Annotated in this window: 11 protein-coding genes; all 11 read left to right on the top strand. The window is 37.3% G+C overall.

From position 1 onward, the window contains the following. The coding region (locus BACFIN_RS21110) for an HU family DNA-binding protein (protein WP_007758229.1) at positions 1-1,116 on the top strand (1,116 nt) is incomplete at its 5' end. Between the two features lie 238 nt (positions 1,117-1,354). Next, positions 1,355-2,350 carry an AAA family ATPase gene (locus tag BACFIN_RS00480; RefSeq protein WP_007758227.1) on the top strand — a complete coding sequence of 332 codons (996 nt, stop codon included), beginning with the start codon at positions 1,355-1,357 and terminating at the stop codon, positions 2,348-2,350. Continuing rightward, a complete protein-coding gene (locus BACFIN_RS00485) occupies positions 2,351-3,220 on the top strand; it encodes a DUF58 domain-containing protein (protein ID WP_007758226.1) in 870 nt (289 codons plus the stop codon). It abuts the gene before it with no gap. Continuing rightward, positions 3,220-4,308 (top strand): BatD family protein, encoded by a 1,089-nt coding sequence (locus BACFIN_RS00490; RefSeq protein ID WP_007758224.1) that lies wholly within the window; start codon positions 3,220-3,222, stop codon positions 4,306-4,308. The genes BACFIN_RS00485 and BACFIN_RS00490 overlap by 1 nt, the downstream gene beginning before the upstream one ends. A gap of 49 nt (positions 4,309-4,357) precedes the next feature. Continuing rightward, complete coding sequence (locus tag BACFIN_RS00495; protein WP_007758221.1) at positions 4,358-5,341, top strand: vWA domain-containing protein; 984 nt, start codon at positions 4,358-4,360, stop codon at positions 5,339-5,341. Positions 5,342-5,385: 44 nt separating this feature from the next. Beyond that, on the top strand, positions 5,386-6,414 hold the full coding sequence (locus tag BACFIN_RS00500) for a VWA domain-containing protein (RefSeq protein ID WP_007758219.1): 1,029 nt from the start codon (positions 5,386-5,388) through the stop codon (positions 6,412-6,414). Positions 6,415-6,422: 8 nt separating this feature from the next. Then, positions 6,423-7,145 (top strand): tetratricopeptide repeat protein, encoded by a 723-nt coding sequence (locus BACFIN_RS00505; protein WP_007758212.1) that lies wholly within the window; start codon positions 6,423-6,425, stop codon positions 7,143-7,145. A 31-nt stretch (positions 7,146-7,176) separates the two neighbouring features. Then, a complete protein-coding gene (locus BACFIN_RS00510) occupies positions 7,177-8,997 on the top strand; it encodes a BatD family protein (protein ID WP_007758210.1) in 1,821 nt (606 codons plus the stop codon). Positions 8,998-9,015: 18 nt separating this feature from the next. After that, on the top strand, positions 9,016-9,852 hold the full coding sequence (locus BACFIN_RS00515; RefSeq protein WP_007758209.1) for a tetratricopeptide repeat protein: 837 nt from the start codon (positions 9,016-9,018) through the stop codon (positions 9,850-9,852). Between the two features lie 125 nt (positions 9,853-9,977). Continuing rightward, positions 9,978-10,268: a hypothetical protein gene (locus BACFIN_RS00520; RefSeq protein WP_007758208.1), complete on the top strand. Its 291-nt coding sequence runs from the start codon at positions 9,978-9,980 to the stop codon at positions 10,266-10,268. A gap of 75 nt (positions 10,269-10,343) precedes the next feature. Further along, a complete protein-coding gene (locus BACFIN_RS00525; protein ID WP_007758207.1) occupies positions 10,344-11,465 on the top strand; it encodes a universal stress protein in 1,122 nt (373 codons plus the stop codon). Positions 11,466-11,890: the final 425 nt, after the last annotated feature.

The raw sequence follows: 11,890 nt of genomic DNA, 5'->3' as shown, positions 1-11,890 counted from the left end.
TTCGGTTCCAACACTTTCAAACTTATTGATGTAGATAGTCGGGAAAGTGTTAATGTAAACACTGGTGAACGTTTTCAAATAAAAGGCCATACCAAAGTCTCGTTTTCTCCGGATGCAAATTTAAGAGATACGATAAACAAGCCTTTTGCACACTTTGAGACGGTTGTTTTAAATGAGAATACTGTTTTAGAGGACACTCCTATAGAAGAAACGGAAGAAGAGGAAAGCGGGGAAGAAGTAATTCCGACAGACATACCAGAATCTATCGAGCCACAATCCCAGCCTAAGGAAGAGGAAAAAGAAGAAATGTCTCTTACAGAGATACAACCTATTGTAGAACCACGATCTATAGAACCACAATCTGTTGTCGTAGAACCGAAAACAGTTCCTGTAGAAAAGAAAGAAATAATTACTGCGGAGGAGATTATAGAACAAGAGCTTCTGAGGGCAAATCTAAAACCGGAAAGTACGATAGTGCGGTCGCAAGAAGGTAAGAGCGAGATGGCAAAAGGGGCAGAAGTAGCACAGACTGCTATACAGCCGACTCCCCAAAAGAATATTCCCGATTCTTCTGTAAAAGAGAAATCGCCTGTTCCTTATTTAATAACGATCATCATACTTGTTCTGTTATTATGTGGAGGGGTTGTTTTATTCATTTATTATCCGGATTTATTCTCTTCGTCATCCGACAAGAATGCTCTTGATATGCCTCCCGTAACAACTCAGCCTGTCAAGCCGGAAGTACAGTTATCCGACACGATCGAACAAGACTCTGTGAAAGATATAAAACCGGAAACACCCAAAACCTCTATCACTCCGACACCGGTTGTCCCTCAAAAGAAAGAAGCAGTGACACCTGCCAAAACTGAAAATAAAGTTATCCGGCAGCAACCTTCAACATCTGTATATTTGGATTCCGCCTCTTATAAAATAACCGGAACCAAGACTAAATATACGGTCAAAGAAGGTGAAACTTTAACAAGGGTCTCCTTGCGATTCTATGGAACCAAGGCTATGTGGCCGTATATCGTGAAACACAATCCGGACGTTATTAAGAACCCGAATAATGTACCATACGGCACAACAATAAAAATTCCGGAACTTACAAAAGAATAAGTGATAAAAATTCCATTCCCCCGGCCTTACCCCTGTATCGGCCGGGGGAAGTGTTATGGATGTACAAAAGCGTATGAAAGTACCTTAATCTAAAGACTTCGCATTGTTTTTTAATAAAAATTAGTTGCAATCGTTAATTATATGGCGTACTTTTGGGGCAAAATAAAAAGCCTTATGCTACTATTGGCAGGGCTTATATAGAAATAATGGGATTTAAATAATAAAATATTAAGTATTTATGGCTGAATCAATTGATATCCGCGAGTTGAATGAGCGGATTGAAAGACAAAGTGCTTTCGTTACCAATCTTACAACAGGTATGGACCAAATCATTGTTGGTCAGAAACATTTGGTTGAATCGCTGCTTATCGGATTACTCTCCGATGGTCATGTTCTTTTGGAAGGTGTACCCGGTTTGGCAAAGACTTTAGCTATTAAAACGCTTGCTTCTCTGATTGATGCGAAATATAGCCGCATTCAGTTTACACCGGACTTATTGCCTGCGGACGTCATAGGTACAATGGTCTACAGTCAAAAAGACGAATCTTTTAAAGTTCAAAGAGGACCTATTTTCGCTAATTTTGTATTAGCCGATGAAATTAACCGTGCTCCGGCTAAAGTACAGAGTGCTTTATTGGAGGCCATGCAGGAACGTCAGGTTACTATCGGTAAAGAAACATTTACATTGCCGGAACCCTTCCTCGTATTGGCTACTCAGAATCCTATCGAACAGGAAGGAACTTATCCGCTTCCGGAAGCACAAGTTGACCGTTTTATGCTGAAGGTCGTTATTGATTATCCGAAGTTGGAAGAGGAAAAGTTGATTATTCGTCAGAATATTAATGGAGAAAAGTTCAACGTAAAACCAATTCTGAAAGCTGACGAAATTATTGAAGCACGTAAAGTAGTTCGCCAGGTATATCTGGATGAAAAGATCGAACGCTACATCGTAGACATTGTATTCGCTACTCGCTTTCCGGAGAAATATGACCTCAAGGAATTGAAAGATATGATCGGTTTCGGTGGTTCACCCCGTGCATCTATCAATTTAGCATTGGCTGCCCGTACATACGCTTTCATCAAACGCCGCGGTTACGTAATTCCGGAAGATGTACGTGCTGTTGCGCATGATGTTCTTCGCCACCGTATCGGATTGACGTATGAAGCGGAAGCTAATAACATGACTTCGGACGAAATCATCAGTAAGATTTTGAATAAGGTTGAAGTGCCCTAAATGGAAACAAGTGAAATACTAAAAAAAGTTCGTCAGATTGAAATTAAGACACGAGGATTGTCTAATAATATCTTTGCAGGCCAGTATCATTCGGCTTTCAAGGGTAGGGGTATGTCATTCTCGGAAGTCCGCGAATATCAATTCGGCGATGATATACGTGACATAGACTGGAATGTGACCGCGCGTTTCAACAAACCTTACGTAAAAGTGTTTGAGGAAGAACGTGAACTGACAGTTATGTTAATGGTTGATGTTTCCGGAAGTTTGGAGTTCGGTACCGTCAAACAGTTGAAGAAAGATATGGTGACGGAAATTGCTGCCACCCTTGCTTTCTCTGCTATTCAGAATAATGATAAAATTGGAGTGATTTTCTTTTCAGACCGGATAGAGAAGTTTATTCCTCCTAAAAAGGGACGTAAACATATTCTATATATCATTCGTGAATTGATTGACTTTCAACCGGAAAGCCGTCGTACTAATATCCGTCTTGCATTGGAATATCTGACGAATGTAATGAAAAGACGTTGCACTGCTTTTATTCTATCCGACTTCATTGATCAGGAAAGTTTTAAGAATGCTCTGACTATTGCCAACCGGAAACATGACGTAGTAGCATTACAGGTTTATGACCGGAGAGTGAGTGATCTTCCTCCTGTGGGTCTCATGCGAATAAAAGATGCGGAAACCGGACATGAGCAGTGGATTGATACTTCATCAAAAGCTGTACGCCGCGCGCATCACGATTGGTGGATTCAAAAGCAGACGGAACTGAACGACACATTTACGAAAAGTAATGTGGATTCGGTTTCTGTCAGAACCGATGAGGATTACGTAAAGGCATTGTTGAACTTATTTGCCAAACGAAATTAATGAAATCAAAGATGAGTAGAAATATTATTCTGATAGCATTATTAGGTCTATTATCCATTGATAAAGTAGCTGCACAATCTGTTACGGTAGAGGCGAAGATAGATTCATTGCAAATACTGATCGGTGAACAGGCAAAAGTGCAGTTGCAAGTGGCTATGGATGCTAAACAACATGCTATTTTCCCTGCTTATACTGATACTTTAGTAAAAGGTGTGGAAATTATAGAAACAGTCAAACCGGATACGCAATTTTTGAATGACCGCCAGCGAATGTTAATCACACAGGAATATGTTATCACTTCTTTTGACTCGGCTTTGTATTACCTGCCGCCAATACCTGTTACTGTAGATGGCAAAGAGTATAAGTCAAAAGCTTTAGCACTGAAAGTCTACTCAATACCGGTCGACACATTACACCCTGATCAATTCTTCGGACAGAAACCTGTAATGAAAGCTCCTTTTGCATGGGAAGACTGGTACGGTTTAATTTCCTGCTCATTCTTAGCTTTACCTTTACTCGGTTTGCTGATCTATCTCATTGTTCGTATACGTGATAATAAACCTATTATCCGTAAGATAAAAGTAGAACCGAAATTGCCGCCACATCAAGCTGCAATGAAAGAGATAGAACGTATCAAAATCGAGAAAGTATGGCAGAAGGGAAGATCGAAGGAATACTATACGGAATTGACTGATGCTCTTCGCACGTATATAAAGGATCGTTTCGGATTTAATGCATTGGAAATGACATCATCGGAAATTATTGATAAGTTATTGGAATTGAAGGATAAAGAAGCTATATCTGACCTAAAAGAACTGTTTCAGACTGCCGATTTAGTGAAGTTTGCCAAGCATGATCCTCAGATGAACGAAAATGATGCAAACTTAATTAATGCAATTGACTTTATCAATGAAACAAAACAACCGGAAGAGGAAAATCAGAAACCGCAACCAACGGAAATTACGATTATTGAAAAACGTTCTTTACGCGTTAAAGTAATGTTGATTTGCGGAATTGCACTTTTGTCTGCGGCATTGATTGGTGTCTTTATATATATAGGTATGCAGATATACAATCTTTTTGTGTAAAGAATGAGTAACTTGAATACTAAAAGTAAACTGTTAAATCATAAATAAAATGGTTTTTGCCAATATAGAATATCTGTTTTTGCTATTACTACTTATACCTTATATTGTATGGTATATCTTGAAGCAAAGGAAAAGTGAAGCTACTCTTCAGATTTCGGACGCTCGGGTATATGCGCATACACCTAAAAGTTATAAGAACTATTTGTTGCATGCTCCTTTTCTTTTACGTCTTTTTGCGTTAACATTGGTAATTCTGGTCCTCGCACGACCGCAAACAACCAATAAGTGGCAGAACAGCGAAATAGAAGGTATTGATATAATGCTGGCTGTTGACGTTTCTACCAGTATGTTGGCCGAAGATTTAAAGCCCAATAGATTGGAAGCAGCCAAAGATGTAGCGGCAGAGTTTATCAACGGACGCCCTAATGATAATATAGGTATTACTTTATTTGCCGGTGAGAGTTTTACTCAATGCCCGTTGACTGTGGATCATGCTGTATTGCTAGATATGATTCACAATATCAAATGCGGTCTTATTGAAGATGGTACTGCCGTAGGTATGGGAATAGCAAATGCTGTAACTCGACTGAAAGACAGTAAAGCAAAATCTAAAGTCATTATTTTGCTGACAGACGGTACTAACAATAAAGGTGATATTTCTCCTATGACAGCTGCTGAAATAGCAAAAAGCTTTGGAATTCGTGTGTATACCATCGGGGTTGGTACGAATGGAATGGCGCCTTATCCTTATCCGGTAGGAAATACTGTACAATATGTTAGTATGCCTGTTGAAATTGATGAGAAAACATTGACGCAAATTGCAGGTACTACGGACGGTAATTACTTCCGGGCTACAAGTAATTCGAAACTGAAAGAGGTGTACGAAGAAATTGATAAGCTGGAAAAGACTAAGCTGAATGTAAAAGAGTATAGCAAACGGGATGAGGAATATCATTGGTTCGCACTAGCTGCTTTCCTTTGTGTTCTATTGGAGGTATTATTGCGTAATTCCATACTGAAGAAGATTCCATAAGGTGGTCAACCGTAAATTAGTCAATCGTAAAATAGTTAAGAAAGATGTTTCGATTTGGAGAACCTACATATTTATACCTATTGCTGCTATTACCATTTTTAGCAGCTTTCTACTTGTATTCCAACTACAAGAGAAGAAAGAATATCCGACGTTTTGGAGATCCGGTTTTATTGGCGCAGTTAATGCCCGATGTATCCAAATATCGCCCGGATGTAAAATTCTGGATACTTTTTGCCGCTATCGGTTTGTTTTCAGTATTATTAGCACGTCCTCAGTTTGGTTCCAAACTGGAAACAGTAAAACGTAAAGGCGTGGAAGTCATCATTGCACTGGATATTTCAAATTCTATGCTCGCTCAGGATGTACAACCCAGCCGTTTGGAGAAAGCCAAAAGACTGATATCCAGATTGGTGGATGAACTTGACAATGATAAAGTGGGAATGATTGTATTTGCCGGTGACGCTTTCACTCAACTACCGATTACCAGTGATTACATTTCCGCTAAAATGTTTCTGGAATCTATCAATCCTTCATTGATATCCAAGCAAGGTACGGCTATTGGAGAAGCGATTAATTTGGCTGCACGTAGCTTTACTCCACAAGAAGGAGTAGGACGCGCCATTATCGTAATTACTGACGGTGAAAATCATGAAGGTGGTGCTGTTGAAGCGGCAAAAGCTGCTGCTGAAAAAGGTATCCAAGTTAATGTGTTGGGAGTAGGTATGCCCGATGGTGCTCCTATCCCAGCAGAAGGTACCAACGATTATCGGCGTGACCGTGAGGGTAATGTGATTGTTACCCGCTTAAATGAAACAATGTGTCAGGAGATTGCCAAAGAAGGAAAAGGTATCTATGTACGAGTAGATAATTCTAACTCAGCTCAAAAAGCAATCAATCAGGAAGTCAATAAGATGGCAAAATCTGATGTGGAATCTAAGGTATATACGGAGTTTAATGAACAGTTCCAAGCTATTGCCTGGATTATTCTATTATTGTTATTAGCGGAAATATTAATTTTAGATCGCAAGAATCCTTTATTTAAGAACGTTCATCTGTTTTCTAATAAGAAGTAGTTATGCGCATGTTAAAAAGTAAATATATTCTATTCGCTGTGTTTCTGCTGTCAGCCGCCTTTGTATCGGCTCAGAAAGCAGAACGTGACTATATCCGCAAAGGAAATCGCCTGTTTAATGACAGTGTGTTTGTGGATGCCGAAGTGAATTATCGGAAAGCTTTGGAGGTGAATCCTAAATCTACAGTATCTATGTATAATTTAGGGAATACACTCTCACAACAACAGAAAATGCAGGAAGCTATGGAACAATATGTATCGGCCAGCAATATTGAGAAGGATAAGATGAAGTTGGCTCAAATATATCATAACATGGGCGTACTTCTTCAAGCCAGTAAAGATTATGCAAAGGCTGTGGATGCTTATAAGATGTCTTTACGTAATAATCCTGCTGACGATGAGACCCGGTATAATTTGGCTCTTGCACAAAAAATGTTGAAAGACCAACAACAAAATAAACAGAATCAGGATCAAAATCAGGATCAAAATAAAGATCAGCAAAAGCAAGATCAAAAGCAAGACCAGAACAAAGATAAACAGAACGATCAGAAGCAAGACCAAAAGAAGGATCAACAACAACCTCCAAAATCTGAGAAACAAAAGAATCAGATGTCAAAAGAAAACGCTGAACAATTGCTTAATTCTGTGATGCAAGATGAGAAAGACGTACAGGATAAAGTAAAGAAGCAACAGCAGGTTATGCAAGGTGGTCGTTTGGAAAAAGATTGGTAATATAAAGTTGACGATATAAATTTCATAAGCAATGAAGAAACTGATTATCATATTGATAGCATTGATAGCATATAGCACTCAGGCATTTGCCGATAAAGTGTCTTTTACTGCTTCTGCTCCTGACGCAGTAGTAGTAGGCGATCAATTCAGACTATCTTATACCGTAACTACACAAAAAGTAAAAGATTTCCGAGCCCCATCAATCAAAGGATTTGATGTGTTGATGGGACCAAGCCGTTCACAACAAAGTAGTACTCAGATTGTAAATGGCAACGTAACATCTACGAGTAGTATTACATTTACGTATATATTGATGGCCAATACTGCCGGTGAATACACAATTGGCGGTGCTTCAATTGTGGCCGATGGTAACCAAATGGTATCAAACTCCGTAAAAATCAAGGTTTTACCACAAGACCAGAACAGCAATGGTGGACAAGGAGGTTCTTCCGCCCATTCCTCTTCCGGTACGAGTGTATCCGATCAAGATCTATTTATTACTGCGACGGCTAGTAAAACGAATGTATTTGAGCAGGAGGCATTTGTCTTGACTTATAAAATTTATACCAGAGAGTCTAATTTGCAATTGAATAATGCAAAGTTACCCGATTTCAAAGGTTTTCATTCACAAGAGATTGAAATGACAACAAATGCCAGATGGACTCCGGAACATTATCGTGGACGTAATTATTATACAACTGTCTATCGTCAGTTCGTGCTATTCCCTCAACAATCCGGAAAATTGTACATAGATCCGGCACAATTCCAAATGACTATAGGCAAACCAGTACAATCGGATGACCCTTTTGATGCATTCTTTAATGGAGGAAGTAACGTTATAGAAATTAAAAAATCTATTGCTACCCCTAAGATAGCAATAAATGTAAGTCCGCTTCCGGCTGGTAAACCGGCTGATTTCTCAGGGGGAGTAGGAGAGTTTACAGTTTCTTCTTCTATCAATAGTAAAGAATTAAAAACCAATGATGCTATCACTATTAAGTTAGTGATTTCCGGTACAGGAAATTTGAAGTTAATTTCTAATCCGGAAATAAAATTCCCGGAAGATTTTGAAGTATATGATCCTAAAGTAGACAATCAAGTTAGATTAACTCGGGAAGGACTTACAGGTAACAGAGTAATTGAATATTTAGCTATCCCTAGACATGCCGGCACATATAAGATTCCAGGGGTATCTTTTAGCTATTTTGACATTCGTTCCAAATCATACAAAACTCTGAAAACGGAAGAATATGTAGTGAATATTGAAAAAGGTGCAGGAAATGCCGACCAGGTAATTGCGAACTTTACCAACAAGGAAGACTTAAAAGTATTAGGTAAAGATATTCGTTACATCAAACAGAATGAAGTAACTTTCCAACCTAAAGGAAGTTTCTTCTACGGCTCCATGTCTTATTGGCTTTTCTATATTATTCCGGCTCTTGCCTTTATAATATTCTTTATCATCTATCGCAAGCAAGCTGCTGAAAATGCGAATGTCGCTAAAGTACGAACCAAAAAAGCCAACAAAGTGGCTACCAAACGTATGAAATTAGCAGGAAAACTGCTTTCTGAAAATAAAAAAGATGCTTTTTATGATGAAGTATTGAAAGCTTTATGGGGATATATTAGTGACAAATTAAATATTCCTGTATCTCGTTTGTCCAAGGACAATATAGAAGAAAAATTGAGAAATCACGGAGTAAGCGAGGAATTAATCAAGGATTTCTTAAATGCACTAAATGATTGTGAATTTGCCCGTTTCGCTCCGGGAGACGAAAATCAAGCTATGGACAAGGTTTATTCATCTTCAATAGAGGTAATAAGCAAAATGGAGAATTCAATTAAACATTAACCTAGAAGAGATTATGTCATGAAAAAAATATTATTTTTTATATTAACGTTAATATCAATCACTTGTTTTGGGCAGGATTCATTGAATGTTGATTCCAAGCAAGTGAATGAAGGGGATTCCATCCATGCAGCAAGTACCACTATGTTTTCCAATAACACATTGGCCAATGTTACAAAAACGGAAGGAGATTCTGCATATATAAAAGAAGATTATACCGCAGCCATTCAAATCTACGAAGCACTGCTCAAAAATGGAGAAGCGGCTGAAGTGTACTATAATTTAGGAAATAGCTACTATAAGATAGGAGAAATAGCCAAAGCTGTTCTTAATTACGAACGTGCCTTACTGCTACAACCCGGCAATAGTGATATTCGGGCTAACCTTGAAGTAGCTCGTGCAAAAACAATAGACAAGGTGGAAGCTATTCCTGAGGTCTTTTTTGTTTCATGGATCAAGTCGTTGATAAATAGTATGAGCGTAGATGCTTGGGCTACATTAGGAATTATCTCTTTCATTTTATTAATTGTAGCTCTCTATTCATTCGTCTTTTCAAAGCAGATATTATGGAAAAAAACTGGATTCATCTCAGGAATCATCTTTTTAATCATTACTATATGTGCCAATCTGTTTGCTTCTGAACAAAAAGAGCATTTAGTAATCAGAAACGAAGCAATAGTGATGAATCCAAGTGTTACTGTTCGTAGTACTCCAAGCGAAAGTGGTACTAGCTTATTTATTCTTCATGAAGGGAGAAAAGTAAGTATTAAAGATAATTCGATGAAAGAATGGAAAGAAATTCGATTAGAAGATGGAAAAGTTGGATGGGTACCAGCTTCTGCCATTGAAGCTATATAAACAAGAATAATAGATTTTATAAATTAAGAAAAAAAGATAAGCAAATAATTTGTTTTATCTTTTTTTTTGCTTAAGTTTATAGCGTGATAAAGATCACATAGTATTAACCATTAAATTTACGAGACATGAGAACAATAACATTTAATGAACTTCGTAAGATTAAAGATTCATTGCCCAGCGGTAGCATGCATAGAATAGCAGACGAACTTGGTTTACACGTAGATACCGTGCGAAACTTCTTCGGAGGTCATAATTTCAAGGAGGGAAAAAGTGTCGGAATACATCTTGAGCCCGGTCCGGATGGTGGGCTTGTAATGATAGATGATACGACCGTTCTTGATCGGGCTTTAAAAATTTTAGATGAATTAAATCTGAGTATGCAAAAAGAACAGGCTACCGAATCTGTGCAAGTTTAAAATATAACAAACCGAATCCCAATTGAATAAAACAATTGGGATTTCTTATTTGTTCACCTTATAAAATATACATTTATGGAAGATAAATTAGTAACTCTAGCCATTCTGACATATACAAAAGCTCAGATATTAAAGAATGTCCTCGAAAATGAAGGTATTGAAACATACATTCATAATGTTAATCAAATACAACCAGTCGTTTCTTCGGGGGTTCGTTTACGAATCAAAGAAAGTGATTTACCACGTGCACTAAAAATAACTGAAAGTTCTACTTGGTTATCTGAAAGTATAGTGGGAGAGAAGGAACCTAAAACAGAGAATAAATCAAATAAGATTTTAATTCCTGTCGATTTCTCTAATTACTCGATGAAAGCATGTGAATTTGCTTTTAACTTAGCAAAAACTGAGAACGCAGAAGTTATCTTATTACACGTTTATTTTACACCAATATATGCGTCCTCATTGCCGTATGGTGATGTCTTCAATTACCAAGTTGGAGATGAAGAGACTGTAAAAACTATTATTCATAGAGTTCATTCTGATCTCAACACCTTATCAGCTAAAATAAAAGAAAAAATAGTTTCAGGGGAATTTCCGGATATCAAATATAGTTGTATTTTACGAGAAGGCATTCCTGAAGAAGAGATTCTCAGATATGCAAAGGAAGAACGTCCTATTGTTATCATCATGGGAACTCGTGGAAAAAACCAAAAAGATATTGATTTGATCGGTAGTGTAACCGCTGAGGTCATTGATAGAAGCCGTGTTCCAGTATTAGCTATTCCAGAAAATACTCCATTTAAACAATTTAGTGAAGTCAAACGGATTGCTTTTATAACTAATTTTGATCAAAGAGATTTAATAGCTTTTGAGGCATTCTTTAACACTTGGAAATCGTTCCATTTTTCTGTCTTTTTGATACATCTTACGGAATCTAAAGATACGTGGAATGAAATAAAACTTGCAGGAATAAAAGAATATTTCCATAAACAATACCCAGGTCTAGAAATCCATTATGACGTTGTGATGAATAATAATTTATTGAAAGGGCTTGACCAATATATCAAGGATAACCAAATAGATATAATTACATTGACTTCATATAAAAGAAATATATTTGCTCGATTATTTAATCCTAGTATTGCCAGAAAGATGATATTTCATTCCGATACGCCATTGCTTGTTATTAACGGATGATCGAACAGAAGCAAAAAAAGAAACTATATTGGAGGAATAATCAATATTATGTTTAATATATAAAAGGAGTAAATAATAAAACTTTGCTCCTTTTCTGTTTTATTAGCCCTCTACTTCAATCTACAAAATCCATTTAAACATAAAAAAGAAGGCCACTAAGGAGGGATATTCAGTAAATGTTCCTCTTTCTAAAAAATCAAGAGAAAAGCTCACGTAAAGCAAAGCTTTTCTCTTGATTTTTTCGTTCAACTCTCCCAGTCTTCTATCTTTTTTGTAGAATATTGTTTACATATTCTTGTTTTTTCCTTCCCACCCATGCATTATGTACATGTCTTTTTTAGGGGAAGTTAAAACCTCTCCTGTTTTTCCTGTTATTTTAGTCAGATTATGCTGCCTTTCTTTTTTTCTTTTCGACCTTTTCTATC

Origin of the sequence: Bacteroides finegoldii DSM 17565, from assembly GCF_000156195.1 — a bacterium.
In the GTDB taxonomy this organism is placed as follows: Bacteria; Bacteroidota; Bacteroidia; order Bacteroidales; family Bacteroidaceae; genus Bacteroides; species Bacteroides finegoldii.
The sequence above is the reverse complement of the archived record's forward strand: the minus strand, read 5'-3'. Positions and strand labels throughout refer to the sequence as shown.